This window comes from Paenibacillus sp. LBL, assembly GCF_029893715.1.
Lineage (GTDB): Bacteria > Bacillota > Bacilli > Paenibacillales > Paenibacillaceae > Paenibacillus_AQ > Paenibacillus_AQ glucanolyticus.
Genome location: NZ_JARXYU010000014.1, coordinates 135,256 through 155,312, shown reverse-complemented (window position 1 = coordinate 155,312; position 20,057 = coordinate 135,256). Strand labels below are relative to the sequence as shown.

Sequence of the window (20,057 nt, the reverse complement as noted above, 5' to 3'; positions counted from 1 at the left end):
CACGCGTACCCATACCGAACACGACCGTTAAGCCTTCCAGCGCCGATGGTACTTGGACCGCAGGGTCCCGGGAGAGTAGGACGTCGCCAAGCGAACAACCATAAAGACCGTTATCGAGTTATCGATAGCGGTCTTTTCCTGTTTGCAGAAAAAGACCAGTAGCAGTTTCTAGAAACAGTCTTGAGCAGTAGTTTTCAATAATAGTTTCCGGTAACAGTCTTCTGCAGCAGTTTTCAGTTCTTCAGCAGCATTTTCCAGTAACAGTTTCCAGTAGTAGTCTTCAGTAGCATTTCGTATAGGCAGCTGGCTCCAAAAGTAGATTATCAATGGCAGATTCCCTAGTATGAACGTATTGCGCATAACGGACCGTAGGAGTGTTATACAGCAATAAACTAGATGATTTCAAATGTAACGGACCCCACAGATGTTATATTAGGCTATGAGTCGGCTTGGGTCACATTTTTGACGATATAAGCTCAATCCGGTCCGTTAGAATTTCAATAGCTTCATTTTTCCGCGAATAGTGTCCTCTAAGTCCGTTAGCGATCAAGAAGAAAGAACACCAGCAGCAGTTCCCGGTAACGGTCCTTAGTAGCAGTCTTCAGCAGCAGTTCCCGGTAACGGTCCTTAGTAGCAGTCTTCAGGAGCAGTTCCCGGTAACGGTCCTTAGTAGTAGTCTTCAGCAGCATTTCGCTTAGGTAGCTGGCTCCAAAAGTAGATTATCAATGGCAGATTCTCTGGTATGCAAGTATTCCCCATCTAACGGACCGTAGGAGCGTTATACACCAATAAACTAGATGATTTCAAATGTAACGGACTCCACAGATGTTATATTAGGCTATGAGTCGGTTCGGATCGCATTTTTGACGATATAAGCTCAATCTGGTCCGTTAGAATTTCAATAGCTTCATTCTTCCGCGAATAGTGTCATCTAAGTCCGTTAGCGATCAAGAAGAACACCAGCAGCAGTTTCCGGCAATAGCATTTAGTAGCAGTCTTCAGGAGCAGTTCCGGTAACGGTCCTTAGTAGTAGTCTTCAGGAGCTGTTTTCCGGTAACGGTCCTTAGCAGCAGACTTCGGCAGCATTTTCTAGTAGAAGTTTCCAGTAGTGGTCTTCGGCAGCATTTCGCATGGGCAGCCAGCTCCAAAAGTAGATTAGCAATGGCAGATTCTCTGGTATGCAAGTATTCCCCATCTAACGGACCGTAGGAGTGTTATATAGCAATAAACTAGATGATTTCAAATGTAACGGACCCCACAGATGTTATATTAGGCTATGAGTCGGTTTTGATCACATTTTTGACGATATAAGCTCAATCCGGTCCGTTAGAATTTCAATAGCTTCATTTTTCCGCGAATAGCGTCATCTGAGTCCGTTAGAGATCAAGAAGACCACCAAAAGTGGCTTTACAGTAGTGGCTTTACAGTAGTGGTTTGCGTCTGTAGAGATCAAGAACCCCGAGAACGATTTTCTGAAAAGATGGGCTTCATCAGCAGTAGAGGGGGCCAGTAGTCGATTTCAGTAGTCGATTTCAGTAGTCGATTTCGGCAGCAGTTTCTAGTAACAGTCTTTAGTAACAAGTCTTCAGTAACAAGTCTTCAGCAGTACTTGCAACCAGTTTTCCAAAAGTAGATCATCCGTGCCACTTTCCTATAGCAGTCCCCAAACCCAACCTCCACTAACAAAACTCACTGCGTACGTTAGTCATTATGAGGTGGTTACATGGAGGAGATGGCAACGAACAGAAGGACGCCCAACAAGACCTAAGGTCTTTGCGGACGTCCTTTTTTTCCAAAATTAATATCTTTCCAAGATCAGCTGAGTTTTCAAGCCATCAATGGGGAGAAGCCAGTCGTTAGACACCAGCGTGTCCATAAGTTCGGTTCGAAGTTGGGAGGCAACCGAAGCATCAGCTGTTTTGAATGAGATTTCAATCAGATTCTCGGTTCCTGTGCCCTCTGCGTTGCGAATAGGCCATACTTCAAGGCTCATCTTCTGCCCCTCCCACGTGCCTTCGTAACGATAGAAGGTCAGCGGACCATGCAGACGGGACTGTGAAAGCTTTTGTTGACCCCAATCGGGGGAGGACCATTTTTTGAGTTTACCGGGCAGTTTATCCAGCAGCAAAGCCAAGGATTCCTGCTCCGATGGAAGCTGTGTGCCGGTTGTTGTGGTGTTCACCTTCTTGGTGTTAGAGAAGCTAAGCGTTTGTTTGCCGTATCCCCAATCAATCTCTGCCTCGTAGTTGTCATCCGAAGCATCAAAGCCCTCACGGTTTGCCAAGCTTAGCGCGGCGTTAATATCTCCGTTTAGGATGGGATACCGTTTTTTATAGGTAAGCTCGTAGTTATCCTTGTCCTCTTTTTTGCGGAAACGGACATTCCAGCCTTCGGCATCCAGTTCCAGATGGTTCGTGTCATAGTAAGCTACCCCGATTGCTTGGGGAACAGAAGCCAGTCCGAATGTCTGAATGACGTCATTCCGAAGACTCCCGCTGGTTCCTAGAACGGCTTCGGGTTTGGCAAGGAACTTCACTTCATAGGAAGGCACGGCATTGGCAGCGGCTGAAACTTGTGATGCGTGGAGTCCGGTCACACCGCTTCCCAGGGCCACGAAACTTACCATGAAAGACAATGTCAGCTGTTTCCATCTTCTCAATACAATCACTCCCATAAGCTGGATTTAGGTTCAATCCTACTTTAAGCGTCGATTGATTGTTAGCTGTTAACGGAGAGGATGAACTGTATAAAATATCCATAGAATTATTGAATAGCTGCATCCATTTTATATTCGCTCGCTGCCCGAAATAAATATCCTCGCTTTATTAGAGTGCCTGCTCCAATTGTTTGCCCATCTCCCGCAGCACCTCCTGAAAACGATGAATTTGCACGGAAGGAAGACGGTCCTGGTTATGAACGCTGTAAATATGCCGGGATGCCCTGTGACCGGGAATCGGCAGGACGTGCAGTAATCCCTGCAGCCGCTCCCGCTGCACAGCCATTCGCGACATAAAGGAGACATGATCGCCCAATAACACAAGCTGCTTGATCGCTTCCAGTGAGTCCAGCTCCACGGGACTCCGCATATGCAGGCTGTGCTGCTGCAGCCAAAGATCCGTCAGCTGCCTTGTGCTGGATTCGCTTCCATGCAGGGCAAAGGGCGTGCGAACAATGTGTTCGGGCTGAAGCATATCCGATTGTATGAGTGGATGGCCTGGGGAACATATCAAGGTTAAATCATCCTTGCACAAGGATTCAGCTTGCAGGCCGAAACCCGTAAAGGGCTCTGACGAAATGATGCCCATGTCAATCTGGTGCCGGACCAGCATATCACGGATAACCGGTGAAGGTTTAACGGATAAGGATATCCGAATGCCGGGAAATTCACGGGAAAAGGTATTCAAGATCGCGGGCAGCAGATAGGTCGCGGGGACATAACTGGCTCCAATATGGAGTGTTCCTCGATACAAGCTGTCGTACTCCCGGACGACCCGCTCGGATTCCCTGGCAAGCGAATTTATTTTAACCGCATAATGCAGCAGGGCTTGTCCGGCTTCGGTGAGAAATGTTTTTCCGCTTCGGGATTCGAACAATCGGACTTGCAGCTCTTCCTCCAGTGACTTCATATGAAAAGTAACGGTTGGCTGCTTGATGCCGAGTATCTCCGCAACGCTGGTCATATGATGATGACGGTCGATCAGTTCCACGATTTGCAGCTTCATCAGATTCACGTTTGCATCTCTCCCTTGGGTGTTAGTTGTTCCTTATTTATGCTCTCTATATAGATTTAATCTATGAGTATCAACAGAATTCAAACAAAAAGTTAATTCTGTGTTTACATTAGTCTAATACAACGCTTAAACGTGAGCATTACACTGGAAACAGCTTAAGAAGACAGGCAGGGATCGAAAGTGGAGATTGAAATCAGGGGCATTCATAAGTCGTTTCAAGGTACAGCCGCTTTGCTGCCTACCGATATAACGCTGCGTCATGGTCAATTCACAACATTGCTGGGGCCGTCCGGCTGCGGCAAAACGACACTTCTCCGAATGATTGCAGGGCTTGAACAGCCGGACGGAGGAGAAATCTACGCGGAAGACCGGTGTATTTACTCGGTGCACCAAAGAGTTGACGTTCCTGTGCACAAACGGAATTTTGGGATGGTCTTTCAAGATTTCGCTCTCTGGCCTCATATGACGGTATACGAGAATGTGGCGTTTGGATTAAAGGCGGCGAAGCATAAAGCGGATCTCCGGCAAAAGGTAACCGAAGCACTGGCTATGGTCCGCTTGCAGGGGATGGAGAACCGTTATCCTCACCAGCTGTCCGGCGGACAGCAGCAGCGGGTTGCTTTTGCCAGAGCGGTAGCTATACGTCCAGCTCTCGTATTGTTTGATGAGCCTTTAAGCGCGCTGGATGCGGTGCTTAGGGAGGAGATGCGGATCGAAATGATGTCACTGGTGAAGGACATGGGACTGACTGCGCTTTATGTGACCCATGATCAAGTTGAAGCCATGTCGATGTCGGATGAAATTGTGGTCATGCGGAAGGGGGAGGTGCTGCAGCGGGGAACCCCGGAGACCATATATGAAGCGCCAAGCCACCCGTTCGTGGCTTCGTTTATCGGCAAGTCCAACTGGCTGACGCCTGATCAGACGATGGTGAGGCCGGAGCATGTGACCTGGAACAGAAGCAGCACAGAGGATTTATGCTATCAGGCAACGGTGCTGAGTGTCAGCTATGTAGGCGAGCGATATGAAATCCGGCTGCAGTTGGACGAGTCGGATAACAAGTGGACAGCTTATCTGGACAAGAGAGTGGTCATTGGGGAACGCGTTAATCTGTACGTTTCTCCCCGTTGTATATGCCGGATGGATGAAGGCTCATTTCAAGGTAGAAGTACGCAACAAAATACAGCAGAACAGACGCCTGTTGTCGCAGGCTAATGATGAAAGGGAGTTGGGGAGATGAAGGGTCTGAAGTTGGGGAAAAAAAGCACGCTGTTATTATTGACATCGGTAATGAGTTTGAGTTTGTTTGGATGCGGGAGCGCGCCGAGCGGCGATTCGGTTAAGCCCGCTCAGGATAACAGCCAGCCGTCCGAATCGGGTACGGCTGCAGCAAGCGGTAAGCTCGTATTGTACAGCGCAGGACCGCAGAAGCTTGCCGACAATATCGTGAGCGGATTTGAAGCCAAGACCGGCGTGAAGGTCGAGATGTTCCAAGGCACAACAGGCAAAATATTGGCGCGAATGGAAGCGGAAAAATCAAATCCGGTCGCGGACGTTGTCATTCTCGCTTCGCTTCCGTCCGCACAGGCGTTGAAGGCGGATGGATTGACATTGCCTTATCCGGAAGCCGCCAATGCGGACAAGCTGAATAAGGATTGGTCTGACGCGGAAGGAAACTATTTCAGCACAAGCGCATCTGCACTGGGGATTGTATACAACACTAATCTGGTATCAACGCCACCGCAAAGCTGGGCGGACCTGGGTCTGCCGGAGTGGAAGGATGCCGTCAATATTCCTGATCCAACGCTGTCGGGATCCGCGCTTGATTTCATCACCGGGTATTTGAGTGTAAAAGGCGATGCAGGCTGGGAATTGTTCGAGAGTTATAAAGCCAATGGCACCGCGATGGCTGGGGCGAATCAGGAAGCGCTCGACCCGGTGATCACCGGTGCCAAGAGTATGGTTGCTGCCGGCGTGGATTATATGGCATATTCGGCCAAAGCCAAAGGGGAGCCGCTTGATATCGTATATCCGGCAGAAGGAACCGTTGTGAGTCCAAGACCTGCGGCGATTCTGAAATCCAGCCCGAATGTGGATAATGCGAAGGCCTTTATTGACTACTTGCTGTCTGACGAGGCACAGAAACTGGTGGCAGAAGCTTATCTGATTCCGGGCCGCGAGGATGTGGAGGCTGAGGGACGCACCAATCTGAAGGATATTCCGGTATTTAAGGTGGACTGGTCCTGGATGAATGATCACGGGGATGAAACGGCCGCGCGTTTTTCCGAGGTATTCAAATAAACCGTTTAAAAGTGAATCACGTAAAAGGCATGTGAGGTGAACAGCGGTGAGACCTGTCATCATGGACAGTCAGACATTTTTTCGGAAACTGGGCGTTATTCTCGCCCTGTTTCTTCTTATCATAAGCATTGGCGTGCCACTGCTCCTTATATTCTGGCAAAGCATATACCCGGAACAGCACTTGGATTGGCTGGCTCCGATACGAACGATAGCGGGCCATGAGCTGTCCGGCATATTGCTGCAGTCCATTTGGCTCGGAGTATGCGTGGTGGCAGGATCAACACTGTTCGCGCTTCCGCTCGCGTGGATTATGGCCAAGACCCGGCTGGGAGAGCATCGGTGGGTGGATGTGATTCTGATGATACCGTTCATGACCCCGCCGTATATCGGTTCGATGGGCTGGATTCTATTCATGCAGAAGGGCGGATATTTACAGCAATGGCTGCCGGGAGCAGCGAGGTGGAGCGAGTCATTCTTCAGCTTCGGGGGCATGGTGCTGATTATGAGCCTGCACTTGTTCCCTTTCCTGTACCTGCTTCTGCGGGATGCGCTGATTCGGATCGGCGGCAATCTGGAGGAGGCCGGCGCGGTTCACGGCGCAGGCGCAGGGTATCGGTTCAGAAAAATTATCCTGCCGCTGCTGTTATCCTCTTACGGCATGGGCGCGATGCTGGTGTTTGTAAAAACCATTGCCGAATTCGGCACACCGGCAACATTCGGACGACGTATCGGATATTATGTGATGACTTCGGAAATTCACAAATATATATCAAGCTGGCCGATTGATTTCGGTAAAGCCACCTCGCTTGCCTCAGTACTGCTGTCCGTCTGTCTGGTGATGTGGTACATGCAGTCCACGGTCAGCCGGAGATTTACCTATCGCCTTGTCGGAGGTAAAGGCCAGCGCTCCAAAAGATATTCGCTGCGCGGCAGCAAAGGCGCAGTCAGCGCGCTATATATCGGGCTGCTGCTAATATTGTCGGTTGGAATCCCCTATTTTTCCGTCATTGCCGCTTCCTTGATGAAGCTCCGGGGAGCCGGATTATCTATGGATAATTTGACGCTCGATCATTATAAGGAACTGCTGTCATGGGGATCTGTCAGCCTGAAAGCGCTTGGTAACAGTCTGGGATTGTCGCTTGCGGCATCAACGGTGGCGGTTGTATTGGGTACTGGATTTGCCCTAACGATTGGCAAGTCCCAGGGGCGGATGCAGCGGGTCATTGATCTGTTTAGCCTCCTGCCCAACACGGTGCCCGGGATCGTGATGGTGGTCGGATTGATCCTGTTCTGGAATGCACCATGGATGCCGGTGACGCTCTATAATACCTATGGAATGGTCGTTCTTACTTATGTTGTATTGTTCCTGCCGTACACGGTGCAGTATGTGAAGGCCAGCTTTACGCAGATTGATGGCACCCTGTTTCAAGCAGGCCAGGTATTCGGAGGCGGTCCGCTGCTTATACTGCGGCGGATTCTGCTGCCGCTGATTATGCCGGGTATGCTGGCGGGATGGATTATGACGTTCACGATTGCGTCGCGGGAGCTGGTTGGGTCACTGCTCATTCTGCCGCCTTCGATGCAGACATCGGCTACGTATATATTTGCCCAGTTTGAGCAGGGCCAGGTGTCTCTCGGCATGGCTATGGCGGTGGTCTCCGTCGGAATGACGGTGGTGCTGCTGCTGATGGTCGAAGCCATGAATTCTAAAAGAAAGTGGAATGCATCATGATGAAACTGACAGTGTGGGGCGGTGCGGGCGAGCATGGCCGCTCCGCCTATTTGCTGAGCGGCAATCGGGTCCATTTGCTGCTGGATTGCGGTGTTATGAAGGAAGGAACCGGGGTCTATCCGATTATACAGCCGGAGCAGGTTCCGCAGCTTAATGCGGTGTTTCTGTCTCATGCTCATGAGGATCACTCGGTGGCGATTCCGCTCTTGTATCGCCTTGGATATCAGGGGGAGGTATGGACGACCCGGGAGACGGCGGCACAATTAACGGCCTATTTCGCCTCCTGGCGGGAGTATACGGAACGGGTGGGCGAGAAACTTCCCTATAGGGAAGAAGATCAGCGTGCTATCCGCTATCGGTTTCTGGAGGAAGAGGCGAAGAGGTTGACATGGTTTGACGCGCTCCCCGGTGTTAAGGTGATGTGGGGGAGAAGCGGACATATGATGGGCTCTGTCTGGTTGCTGGTAGAGGCCGAAGGAAAACGGATCTTCTATTCGGGCGATTATACCTCGGAATCTCTGCTGCTGGAGGACGATAACCCCTCACTTGCAGACACGTCATCCGCCATGCTGCTGGATCTGGCTATTGTAGATGCAGCTTACGGGACGGATGCTCATTCACAGGCCGACAGGCTGATGCAATTGGAGCAAACGATTCAGAGCACGCTGCAAAGCGGAGGAAAAGTGTTATTGCCGGTCCCGGCTGTGGGTCGGGGTCAAGAAATGATTCTCTGGGCATCCCGAAATTGGGGGCATATCCCGATCGTGACTGAAGCTCCGCTGATCGAAGGGATGAAGCGGCTGCTTTACCGTTCGGAGTGGCTTCGCAGCACGGATTCCGGTCAGGGAATGAAAAGCGAGCTTGAGTTATTGCTGAGCCAAAATAATTGGATTGTACCCGGTAGCGATGCAGAACGCGAGTCATGGCTTGAGAAACAGGGAGCCTCGTTGTGGTTCGTAACCGACGGAATGATGCAGTCGGATCTGGCACAGTGGTACTACCATCGGTTTTCCAGAGATTCCCGGAACCTGGTTCTGCTCACTGGGCATGTTTCTAATGGAACCTTTGGACAGCGTCTCCTTCAGCATCCAGAGGATTACGGGGATTGTTCTGTTATGAAAATCAGGTATAAAGTGCATCAGGGTCTGGCGGACGTTCGGCAGATGATAACCGCTATACCGGCGCAGCATACCGTGCTTGTTCATGCAGACAAAGCAGAAACGGACCGGTTACGAGTCCGTCTGGTCGAGGAATTAACTGATCCCCATATTCACATTCACTCCATTTCGGTGGGTGAGGAAGTACACTTCTAATAGTTGGGAATCCAGGAACCTCTGTCGCTTCATTGGCGATGGAGGTTTTTTGCTTGTGTTTCATAGATTACCACGTAGGGTTCTCATGGCCTTATAGGCTGTTCGCGGGATTCTCACAGCCTCCATTCGCCTGTGTTTAGAGGGATGTGAAGTTGGTGAAGGGTAATCATAACCTGCATAAAAATAAATTAGTACCAAGTACTAGTACTTGGTGATATAATGATTATAAACTTGGAGGTGTGAATGATGAGCCAATCAAAATCAAGGATTACAGCAATCGGGACCTATGTACCTGAACGGATATTAAGCAATGCGGATTTAGAGAAGATGGTCGAGACCAGCGATGAATGGATTGTCCAGCGCACAGGCATGCGGGAACGCCGGATAGTTGCTCCGGATCAGTTTGTGTCTGACCTTGCCATTCGTGCTGTGCGAGATATGGTTGATCGGTACGGTGTTACCGTGCAGGATGTCGATATGATTCTTGTGGCTACAAGCACGCCGGAATATTCTTTTCCAAGCACGGCCTCTCGCGTGCAATCGAAGCTGGGCATAACCAGTACGGGGGCACTCGATCTGAATGCAGCTTGCGCGGGATTTGTATATGCACTTCAGATGGCCGACGGATTAATATCCGGGGGAGCCTACAACAAGATACTCGTCATTGGGGCGGAAACCTTATCGAAGATTACGGATTACACCGACCGAACGACATGTGTTCTGTTTGGGGACGGTGCTGGCGCTGTACTGCTGGAGCGGGATGAGGATTCGCCGAGCATTGCAGCTTCCATATCAGGTACGTTTGGCGAAGGCGGCATTCATCTGTACAAGACAGCCCTTTCCGAGCAGATGGACGGAGCGGAGTTAAAGAGCGGGTGTCTTGTTCAAAATGGCCGTGAGATATATAAGTGGGCCATTCGGAACATTCCGGAGGGTGTCCGTACCTTACTGTCCAAAGGGGGCATGACCGCGGACGAAGTGGATTGGTTCGTACCGCATAGCGCCAATCTTCGCATGATCGAAGCGATCAACGAGCGAGGGCCTTTTTCAATGAACCGAACGTTAACCAGCGTTGAGTACCGGGGAAACACATCGGCAGCCTCCATTCCGCTTGCGCTTCAGCTGGCCGTGGATGAAGGACGCTTGAAAGCAGGAGACCATGTGCTGCTCTATGGATTTGGCGGGGGAATGACCTATGCCGGCTCCATCGTTAAATGGACGATATGATCTCTTGCATGATATAAGAAATCGACCTGTCATGGACAGGTGCCAAGTTCCGAAGGAATACGGAAAGGCAGCATAGGTAAAACCACCACCACCGCAGGAATCATCCGGCTGTCAAAGGGCTCATCAGTCCGAGAGTTTCACATCTAAAATATCCGTAAGACCGCTATCGACATTCGATATGCGGTTTTTTTGTGGTGGAATTACGAAGTGGACAAACGTGAATCGTAATAAATTCAACTCAAATTCGAAAGTTTGCCTCCTCAAAATTTGGTGCCGCTTTCATTAGACTATAAAAGAAAAATACGTTTGATGGAAGAGGGGTAGAAGAATGAAAAGGTTTAAATCATGGAGCTTGCTGCTCATGAGTATCATCATGGTGTTCTCGCTGGCGGCGTGTGGAGGCGGCAACGGAAACAAAACGGCTGAATCTCCGGGGGGAGGCAGCACCGAAGAGAAGGACAATACGAAGGAAGAAGCACCATCTACAGAGAAAATCGAGCTGTCCTTCTGGTCATTGGGTACGACCAATTATGAGGATCTGGCTAAGGAATACACCAAAGAGCATCCGAACATCACGTTCAAATTCCAGAATACGTCGGACCAGACGGCGCATCACAACAATCTGACAACGGCGTTGTCCGCAGGCTCTGGCGCACCTGATATTTTTCAACTTGAGATTGCCTTTATGGAACGCTTTATTAACAACCAGGATAAGTTCTATAACCTGTATGATCTCGGTGCCAAAGATGTAGAAGGCAACTATCTGGAATGGAAATGGAAGCAAGCCACATCGGTGGATGGCTCGTTCCAACTGGGTCTTCCTACAGACATCGGCCCTACGGTTGTATACTACCGTACCGATTTGGCTGAGCAAGCGGGACTGCCTACGGATCCGGACGGGTTCAGCGCTGCGATTGATTCATGGGATAAATTCGCAAGCGTGGCCAAGGAATTCACAGGCAAAACGGGTAAACCGTTTGCTGACCTGACGGATTTGGTATACAACGGGGTTCGCGACCAATCGCCGGATCAAATCTATTTCAACAAAGAAGACGGTTCCTTTATAGGAGATACGAACCCGCAAGTGAGAAAAGCTTATGACTTTACGGTCAAAGGGATTCAGGAGGGCTGGATCGGCAACTGGATACTGTGGTCCCCTGAATGGCAAAAAGCGATTAATGATGGAGACTTCGGCGTTATGCTCGGCCCGGCCTGGATTGCCGGTACCATTCGTAATGCCAAGGACACCGCAGGCAAATGGCAAATTGCCCAGCTCCCTGAAGGAGCAGGCAACTGGGGCGGATCGTTCCTGACCTTGCCGAAGGAAGGCAAGCATTCGAAGGAAGCGTATGAATTTATCTCGTGGGTGCTGAACCAGGAGAACCAGCTGAAATCGTTTAAGGATAGCGGCTTATTCCCGTCCATTCCTGCGGTTTACAGCGAGCCTTCCTTCACGGAAGAGAAGGATGAATTCTTCAGCGGTCAGGTTATTTCCGAAGCATATGCCAAGTCAGCCGAGCGTATCAAGCCGGTGTATTACGGACCGCTGCATGACCAGACCGATACCATTATCAAGAACGCGCTTAAGAACGTGCTGGAGAAGAAAGCGGACCCGCAAAAAGAGTGGGAAAGCGCAATGAAACAAATTAAGACACTGGTCGATCGCAGCTAAGAAACTGAGGATAAGCTTTCGCTTAGCTCGTTCATATCAAGTGATGCATCCGAATCCGAGATGGGATATAGCCCTCCCCTCGGCTTCGGATTTATCCTTACCCACCTGGAGGTGCATTTATGGCAGACACAGCAACGGCAAAGTCATCGCAATCCGTGCCGAAAAAGCGGCGCTTGTTGACGGAGACCGTGCGTAGCCGATTTACGGCGTATACGTTTATATCTCCATTTTTTATACTGTTTGCAATCTTTGGACTCTATCCGATTGTATTTACCATCTATCTATCCTTCTTCAAGTGGGACGCACTCGGACCGATGAAATATGTCGGGTTCAAGAACTACGAGCTGATTACAAGTGACCCGACATTCTGGATCGCTTTCAGCAACACACTCATTATGGCGTTGATGGGAACCGTGCCGCAGCTCATTGTGGCATTATTTGTTGCGGTTATGCTCAATTCGGCCCTGAACAAATTCAAGAACACGTTCCGCATTCTATATTTTATGCCGAATATCACGTCTATCGTAGCCGTCACATTGGTGTTCAGTACCATGTTCGGCAACAACGGGATGGTGAATTGGATGCTGAATACCTTCGGTGCGGAGAGCGTTCCGTTTAATTCCGGCTGGTGGGGAGTCAAAATCGCGATTTCGTCCATGGTGATGTGGCGCTGGATGGGTTATAACGCCATTATTTTTCTGTCGGGGCTGCAGAGCATTCCGACTGATATCTATGAAGCGTCCAAAATCGACGGCGCAACCCGGGGCCAGCAGCTGCGCTATATTACACTGCCGCTCCTGCGTCCGTTTATCCTGTTCGTTACCCTGATATCGACGATTGGCGCGCTTCAACTGTTTACGGAGCCCTATGTCTTCCTCGGTCAGTCCGGCACAGGCTCTACACGTCAGGAAGGGGTAACGATGGTAACGTATCTGTATAATGAAGCATTTAAGAACGGTTTCTTCGGTACGGCTGCGGCAACGGCGGTCCTCTTGTTTGTCGCCACCATCCTATTCTCGGTATTGAACATGATGCTGGGCCGTGAAGGCGGGGAGACGGGAGGTAAAAAAGCATGAGTTCAGTTGCAATAAGCCGTAAAAAACCGGATGAACCCGGTGTAATCGCAAAATTCTTTTTCTATCTGTTGATGATTCTGGGTGCGCTTGTATCGATCTTCCCGTTCTACTGGATGTTCGTTGTGGCTACCAATGACAAGGATGCGGCATTCCATATTCCGCCGCTGCTCACACCAGGAACGCAGTTCTTGGATAACTTCTCACGCGTGCTGGAGCGCACGGATTTCTTCAGAGCCTTGTTGAATTCCGTCGTTGTGTCGACATCGGTTACAGTGTCCGTTGTGTTCCTCTGCACGTTGGCAGGGTATGCTTTTGCGAAGTACGAGTTTCCTTTGAAGAAGACGCTGTTTGTATTTGTCATTGCTACCATGCTCGTGCCGGCTCAGTTAGGCGTGCTTCCACAGTATGTCATTATGGCCAAGCTGCACTGGATCGACAGCTACAAAGCGCTGATAGTGCCGGCCATGGTCAATGCCTTCGGTATTTTCTGGATGAGGCAGTACATCACATCTGCCGTTCATACCGAGCTGATCGAAGCGGGGCGGATCGATGGCGGCGGACATTTCCGGATCTTCTGGAATATTGCCATTCCTGTTGTGACGCCTGCGATGGCCACGCTTGGGATATTGAATTTCATGAATGTGTGGAATGATTTCTTCTGGCCGCTCGTCGTATTAAAAAACCGAGAGAATTACACCATTCAAATAGCATTGCAGCAGCTGTTCACCAATAAGGACGGCCTCGACTTCGGGATGATCATGTCGGCAACCTTCACGGCAACACTGCCGCTGCTTATTGTTTTTCTGCTGTTCAGCCGCTATGTCATCGCGGGTCTGACATCAGGCGCCATAAAAAGTTAAAAGGCGCGGGAACTTTGACAAGGAATGCCACCTGCCATGAAGAATAATAGACATAGTAGAGTGGAGGGAGGAAATGGTTCATGAAACTCCGCCGAAAGATTTTGCTGGCTATTATTCTTCTGGTCTTCATTCCGGTCATCGCGCTGGGCGGTGTTTCTTATTACAGCTTTTCGGAAGCGATGGAGAAGAAGTCGAATGATTTCTACTGGATTTCGCTCTTGGAAACGGACCGGAAGCTGAAGTTTGCCTTGAACGAAATTACGACGATTTCGAACTCCGCGATTACCCAGCAATCGGTTCAGCAGATGCTGAAGCAGCCGGACTACGCGGTAACCTATGACCGGAGGCAGGAGATCAACAATCTGATCAATCATCCGATGATTGCCTCGTTTGCTTTTTATTCGAATGATCAATTGATTTATCATACAGATGGCGGAATGGAGCTTGCTGAGCTGAGGCGGCAAGATTGGTATGAAGCGGTCGTGAAGGCAGAGGGTCGCCCCGTATGGGTCGGTCCCGGAGAGAACGGCTCTGCTTCATCCGGTGCTCCCGTCTTGATTCAGTCCAGAGTGATTAAGGACTATTACTCTCTGGAGGATATCGGGACGGCTGTGATTTACGTGAAGCCGGATCTCCTCGACCAGGTCTTCTGGGAGGCGGCAACGCTGAAGCAGGGCGATATTTTGCTGGTCAACAAGCAGGGCCATATCGTATTTACGAAATCAGGCGAGCATATCGGGGAGCGGACGGAATTTCCGTTTCTCTCGGACAGTTATACGAATGGGAAAGGATACTATGTCGATCCATATTTAGATGAAAAATCACTCATCACGTATTCCCCTTCTCATAATAAGGAATGGTTTCTCGTCGCCATCACGCCAAGCAAACTCATCTCTGCCGAATCGGTCTCCATCCGTAACCTTGCCTTGATCCTGGGATTGATCTCGCTGCTGTCGGCGTTTCTGTTCGACCGTTTTTTTGTGCGCAGAATGGTCCGCAGCATCATCAGTGCGGTGAACGGGATGAAGCGTGTGAAGCAGGGAATATTCGTTCCGATCCCATCGCATCATGCGGCAGAGGATGAGACGGATCTGTTAATCGACGGATTTAACCGGATGAGCTCGCAGATCCATGAGCTGATTGGTCAGGTCGAGATGGAGCAGGCCCGGAAGAAGGAAGCGGAGCTGCAGGCGCTTGTCGCTCAGATCAATCCGCATTTCATATATAATTCACTGGAATCGATTAACTCGATGGCTGTCCTTCAGGGCAACAAGGATATCAGCAAAATGGTGGTCTCCCTGGGTAAGCTGCTGCGCATCAGCATCAGCGAGCATCATGAGCTGATCCCCCTCCATATGGAGCTGGAGCATGTCCAGCATTATATGCGGATACAGAAATTCCGGTTTGAAGAGAAGTTTGAATACGGAATTGAGCTTCCGGATTCGCTGAAGCACTACGTTACGCAGAAGCTGATTGTACAGCCCATTGTGGAGAACGCTTTATACCACGGCATTGAGCCGATGGAGGACAGCGGCTATATCTCCATCAAGGTGTCGGAGGACCATGAGGATATCGTAATTGACGTGGAGGATAACGGGCCGGGGTTCGATCCGGAGACATTGATCAAGCTGTGGAATACGGATCAGGGACAGTTGAAGAAGTATCGGGAAAACGGAGTTGGGCTGAAAAACGTGCACGAGCGGCTGCGGATACGGTTTGGCAGCCGTTACGGACTTATGATCTGTTCTTCCCCCGGTCACGGTTCATTGATACGAATTCGTATTCCGAAAATACTGACATGACAAGGAGGCGGCGCAGCGTGAGATGGTTTTGGAATTGGGGCTGGATTGTAGGCTATGCCACTCTGCTCGCGCTCTCTGTTGTGTGGGTTACAGTGCAGAACCAGGGACCGGCCCAGGAGGCGCAGCCGGAGAAAATCACGCTGACATTCCGGCATTTCTGGAACAAGGAGCATGACAAGCCGGTGCTGGCTATTTTTGAGAGTGTCGTCCGCACTTATGAGAAAGCGCATCCAAATGTGAAGGTGAACTTTGAAAGCATCGATCAAACAATCCATCGGGAACAAAAGCTGAAGAGCGAGATGGTCACCGGGACGCCGCCGGATATGTTTGTCCTGTTTGGCGGAGCTGAAATTGTGCCGTATGCCAGATCCAACCGGCTGATGGATTTAACGGAATTTCTGGAGAATGCCGGCTTGAGGGAGCAGTTCAAGGATCTGCACCACTGGACCTTTAATAACCGGGTCTATGGTTTGCCTTTTGAGGGCCATGCGGAGCCGATCTATTATAATCGGGCTTTATTCCAGAAGCTGCATCTGGAGCCTCCGAAGACGATGGAAGAGCTGGATGAAGTGATCCGGGTACTCCAGGCGAACGATAAGATCCCTTTTGCATTAGGGAATGAAGATCGGTGGCCGGCAGGGATTTTTGCCCATTATTTCATGGATCGTTATGCGGGACCGGAACTCATTGACAGGCTGGTTGAAGGAGAGGATGGCGTTAGCTTTCAGCATCAGTCGTATATGAAGGCTTTTGAGAAGCTGGAACAGTGGATCAGCGAAGGGGCGTTCAGTCCCCATGCCAACGATCTTTCCACCGAGGAAGCCATCGCTCAGTTTACGGAAGGGAAGGCAGCGATGTATCTGAACGGCAGCTGGGATATTACATTGTTTCGCAATGAGGATCATCCGGATTTTCAGAATGAGGTGGGGGTTATCCCCTTCCCATCCCTGCATTCCGGAGAGGAACGGTCCTTGGCAGGTGGTTACACCATTGGCATCGGACTTTCCTCGGATTTGGATGAGCCGAAAAAGCAAGCGGCCCTGGAGCTGCTGGGCATGTTCTATACAACGGAGGTACAGACCCGGCTGGTGTATGAAGGGCTGCGCGTTCCTTCCATGAAGATAACCTATGATTCCAAGAAAACCGGTCCGGTATTTGCCCAGGTTACGGAGCTGATGGAGGATTCTGCGAGTACCTTCCTCCCGTATGACAACAAGCTATCGCCTGAAGTGAACAGTTCATTCCTTAAAGTGATCGAGGACATGATTGGAGGACGGATCGATGCTGACAATGCGCTGGAGCAAATTCAGAAGTCCTCGATACGCTATTGGCAGCTTAGACGGAACACGGTGACGGAGTAACCATAAAGACAGGGGGAGAAGCCATGAGCGGAGCGGACGGTAAATTCAGAGTGATGCTGGTCGATGACGAGCCTATCATTCTGCGCAGTCTAAAGGCAGCGATTCCCTGGGATGAGCTTGAACTGGAGGTCGTAGGGGAGGCGAAGAGCGGGGATAGCGCTCTGAAGCTGGCGCGCGAGGTATCGCCGCATATGATCATTAGCGATATTCGCATGCCGGGAATGGACGGCATCACACTCATGAAGGAACTGAAGGCGGATCAGGCGCGTCGGTTGATCATATTTATTAGCGGCTACGGTGAATTTGAATACGCGAGGGAAGCATTGCGCGAAGGGGCTTTTGATTATTTGCTCAAGCCGATCGATCACGATGAGCTGACCGAAACGATTGCCAGAGCAGCCAGAACCCTGGAGAAGCAAATGGCGGATGATCAAATGCTTCACTCGATCAAGGTATTATCCCTGTTGGCTCGGGAAAGGATGCTAACGGAGTTCATCGAGGGCAACCGGAGTCCGCTCCAGCATATGCAGTGGCTGGAAGACAGCGAATTGGAGCATGGCTACACGATGGCTGTCATTCAACTGGATCACTATTTGCGGCTTAATGAGCAGTGGAGCATGGATGAGAAGCGTCTATGGCTCTTTGCCGTGCGCAATGTTCTGGAGGAATGGTCCGTGCAGCATGGAGGGCTGACGGTATTCCCTTTCCGCAGCGGGGAATGGGTGCTGTTGTTTCCGAGTCTTGCGAGGGAGCGACAGGAGGACATTGGCCGGGATCTTGTTCAATTGATCAAGCGCAACACCAAGCTGTCCTGCTCTGTTGGCTTCAGTTCCAGCATGGCGGGGATTGACCGCTTGGGAACGGCTTATGAGACGGCAGTACGCGCGTTATATCAGCGCTTCTATTCCGGTGAAGAAGGTGTGTTTATCGGTACTGCGGATTCAGTTATGGAAACGGCCAGCGAAGCGGGATACCCGAAACATCTGGAGTCGCTGATGGTCGAAAGCATCCGCACGCTTCATAAGGAGCGTTTGCTGGAGCTTTTTGATGAGACCAGGGCTTATATAGAGGAGCATGCATTCAGCAGGGAAATGACTGAGCGGGTATTGCTGGAGATGAGTGTTGTGCTGTATCGGCAGTTTGAGCATATGAAGGTTCTGTTTGAGTGGTCGTTAGAGGAGCTGCTGCAGGAGCTTTATGCTTCCGGCACCCTGCAGCAGCTGATGGATGTCATCAAGAATCATTTCAGCAAATGGATTGCACAGAGCCGATCGGGGCAGGCCAAGGACAATGTTCAGGCTGTGATGGGGAAAGCCAAGGAGTACATTGCGGACAATTATCAGAAGGATCTCAGCATTGAAGAGGTTTCGGAGCTGGCGGATTTGAGCATCAGCCATTTCTGCACCTTGTTTAAGGGAACAACGGGATATACGTTTCTGGAATACTTGACGGAGTGCCGGATTGAGAAGGCGAAGAGCATTCTGCTGAATACGGATGTGAAGGTGTACCAGGTGGCACCGCTTGTAGGGTACCAGGATCCGCGGTATTTCACGCAGGTATTTAAGAAAATAACAGGCAAGACCCCTTCCGAGTATCGGGAAGAGGCGACATCCAAAACATAAAAGCGCAAGGATCCTCCATGGAGTTCAAGATCCAAACTTGTGAGGATAGCATTCGGGTCCCAAATAACGTAAACAGGAATAAATAACAGATCCATTTTTCCGGCTGTAATGACGGGAAAAGGGGAGTCTGTTATTTTCATTTTAAATATCTTAATATTAAGACTTGACGATGACTAAGTTAAATATTAAACTGAAATTAGCAAAGATCCAGCCGCTGCGGTGGAGCAGCGATAGAAGAAAACAGCGGCCAAAGCGCAGCTGCCTGTATAAAGAGATTGTTTTCGAAGCATCGTCTAGTCTTAGCGTATATGTGCTTACAATGGTGAACATGATTTCGTTTATTAGAGAAAAAACATTATAGATGGGAGTTGAGGTCATGAAGTTCAAAGGAATTCATCACGTGTCCGCAATTACAGCAGCAGCTTCGCAGAACTTCGAGTTTTATACAAAGGTGCTGGGCATGCGGCTGGTCAAGAAGACAGTAAACCAGGATGATGTCTCCGTGTACCACTTGTTTTATGGCGACGAGAAAGGAAATCCCGGAACCGAGCTTACCTTCTTCGAAATTCCGATGGCCGGCAGGACCCGTGAGGGAAACAACAGTATTTCGGCAACCTCCTTGCGAGTGCCCAGTGACCACGCGTTGGAATATTGGACCGGGAGACTGGACGAATACGGCGTAGAACGTGAGGAGATACAGGAACGTGCCGGTCGATTGACACTGCTATTCAGAGATTTCGAGGGCCAGCGGATCATTCTGGTTTCGGATGAAAATAACAAAGGAGTTCCTGGGGGCATTCCTTGGGAAAAGGGGCCGGTTCCGGCAGAATACGCCATCATCGGTTTAGGTCCGGTGCAGCTGACAGTACCTCGTGTGTTACAGACGGTTAAGGTATTGACGGAGCTGATGGGCTTCCGTTATAAAGGGCAGTATGCCTCGCCTGCAGACGGGCAGCCGGATATCCTTGTATTCGAAACCGGGGAAGGCGGTACGGGCGCAGAAGTTCATGTCGAGGAAAGAACAGACCTTCCACAGGAACGCCTTGGACGAGGCGGTGTTCATCACGTTGCATTCCGCGTCGAGGATGAGGAAGAGCTTCGTTCCTGGATTGACCGGATTGGGGATGTGGGATTCTCAAATTCGGGATTTGTCGATCGTTTCTACTTCCGTTCCTTGTATTTCCGGGAGCCTAATGGCATTTTGTTCGAGGTGGCTACCGACGGACCTGGATTTGACACGGATGAGCATATCGATCATCTTGGCGAATCCCTGGCGCTGCCGCCGTTCCTGGAACCGAAGAGGGAGCAGATCGAAGCCAACCTGAAGCCCATCCATACCATTCAATAAATCCGGGCTCAT

15 protein-coding genes and 1 rRNA gene are annotated in these 20,057 nt (G+C 50.3%); 13 read left to right on the top strand and 3 right to left on the bottom strand.

From position 1 onward, the window contains the following. Window positions 1-92: ribosomal RNA gene (gene rrf, locus M2277_RS23900) — 5S ribosomal RNA — on the top strand; the annotation flags it as partial. 447 nt (window positions 93-539) lie between these two features. Here the strand turns inward: rrf and M2277_RS23895 are convergent. From M2277_RS23895 to M2277_RS23885, 3 genes are all read right to left on the bottom strand, one after another. Then, entirely contained in the window at window positions 540-689 is a 150-nt protein-coding gene (locus M2277_RS23895) for a hypothetical protein (RefSeq protein WP_280755651.1), read from the bottom strand. A gap of 1,109 nt (window positions 690-1,798) precedes the next feature. Next, the gene (locus M2277_RS23890) at window positions 1,799-2,668 is read right to left on the bottom strand and encodes a hypothetical protein (RefSeq protein ID WP_348537791.1); all 870 of its coding nucleotides are present in this window, start codon (window positions 2,666-2,668) and stop codon (window positions 1,799-1,801) included. Between the two features lie 157 nt (window positions 2,669-2,825). Further along, a complete protein-coding gene (locus M2277_RS23885) occupies window positions 2,826-3,722 on the bottom strand; it encodes a LysR family transcriptional regulator (RefSeq protein WP_052649262.1) in 897 nt (298 codons plus the stop codon). A 189-nt stretch (window positions 3,723-3,911) separates the two neighbouring features. On the opposite strand from M2277_RS23885, the gene M2277_RS23880 reads away from it, so the two are divergent. The 12 genes from M2277_RS23880 (at window position 3,912) to M2277_RS23825 (ending at window position 20,045) form a co-directional block, all read left to right on the top strand. Beyond that, window positions 3,912-4,946, top strand: a complete 1,035-nt coding sequence (locus tag M2277_RS23880) for an ABC transporter ATP-binding protein (protein ID WP_006208255.1) — start codon at window positions 3,912-3,914, stop codon at window positions 4,944-4,946. Window positions 4,947-4,967: 21 nt separating this feature from the next. After that, window positions 4,968-6,032, top strand: a complete 1,065-nt coding sequence (locus M2277_RS23875) for an ABC transporter substrate-binding protein (protein ID WP_006208256.1) — start codon at window positions 4,968-4,970, stop codon at window positions 6,030-6,032. Window positions 6,033-6,093: 61 nt separating this feature from the next. After that, a complete protein-coding gene (locus tag M2277_RS23870) occupies window positions 6,094-7,764 on the top strand; it encodes an ABC transporter permease (protein WP_152826954.1) in 1,671 nt (556 codons plus the stop codon). After that, window positions 7,761-9,077 carry an MBL fold metallo-hydrolase gene (locus M2277_RS23865; RefSeq protein WP_280755649.1) on the top strand — a complete coding sequence of 439 codons (1,317 nt, stop codon included), beginning with the start codon at window positions 7,761-7,763 and terminating at the stop codon, window positions 9,075-9,077. The genes M2277_RS23870 and M2277_RS23865 overlap by 4 nt, the downstream gene beginning before the upstream one ends. A 246-nt stretch (window positions 9,078-9,323) precedes the next feature. Beyond that, a complete protein-coding gene (locus tag M2277_RS23860) occupies window positions 9,324-10,304 on the top strand; it encodes a ketoacyl-ACP synthase III (protein ID WP_280755653.1) in 981 nt (326 codons plus the stop codon). 328 nt (window positions 10,305-10,632) lie between these two features. Continuing rightward, window positions 10,633-11,976 carry an ABC transporter substrate-binding protein gene (locus M2277_RS23855; protein ID WP_280755648.1) on the top strand — a complete coding sequence of 448 codons (1,344 nt, stop codon included), beginning with the start codon at window positions 10,633-10,635 and terminating at the stop codon, window positions 11,974-11,976. Between the two features lie 119 nt (window positions 11,977-12,095). Further along, window positions 12,096-13,052 (top strand): carbohydrate ABC transporter permease, encoded by a 957-nt coding sequence (locus M2277_RS23850; protein ID WP_006208261.1) that lies wholly within the window; start codon window positions 12,096-12,098, stop codon window positions 13,050-13,052. Continuing rightward, window positions 13,049-13,912: a carbohydrate ABC transporter permease gene (locus M2277_RS23845; RefSeq protein WP_006208262.1), complete on the top strand. Its 864-nt coding sequence runs from the start codon at window positions 13,049-13,051 to the stop codon at window positions 13,910-13,912. The genes M2277_RS23850 and M2277_RS23845 overlap by 4 nt, the downstream gene beginning before the upstream one ends. Before the next feature lie 80 nt (window positions 13,913-13,992). Beyond that, window positions 13,993-15,714: a cache domain-containing sensor histidine kinase gene (locus tag M2277_RS23840; protein WP_006208263.1), complete on the top strand. Its 1,722-nt coding sequence runs from the start codon at window positions 13,993-13,995 to the stop codon at window positions 15,712-15,714. A gap of 17 nt (window positions 15,715-15,731) precedes the next feature. Then, window positions 15,732-17,075, top strand: coding sequence for an ABC transporter substrate-binding protein (locus M2277_RS23835; RefSeq protein WP_148248169.1), 1,344 nt, complete (start codon window positions 15,732-15,734; stop codon window positions 17,073-17,075). Between the two features lie 23 nt (window positions 17,076-17,098). Continuing rightward, complete coding sequence (locus M2277_RS23830) at window positions 17,099-18,697, top strand: response regulator (RefSeq protein WP_006208265.1); 1,599 nt, start codon at window positions 17,099-17,101, stop codon at window positions 18,695-18,697. Between the two features lie 376 nt (window positions 18,698-19,073). Further along, a complete protein-coding gene (locus tag M2277_RS23825) occupies window positions 19,074-20,045 on the top strand; it encodes a ring-cleaving dioxygenase (RefSeq protein WP_280755647.1) in 972 nt (323 codons plus the stop codon). Window positions 20,046-20,057 lie beyond the last annotated feature (12 nt).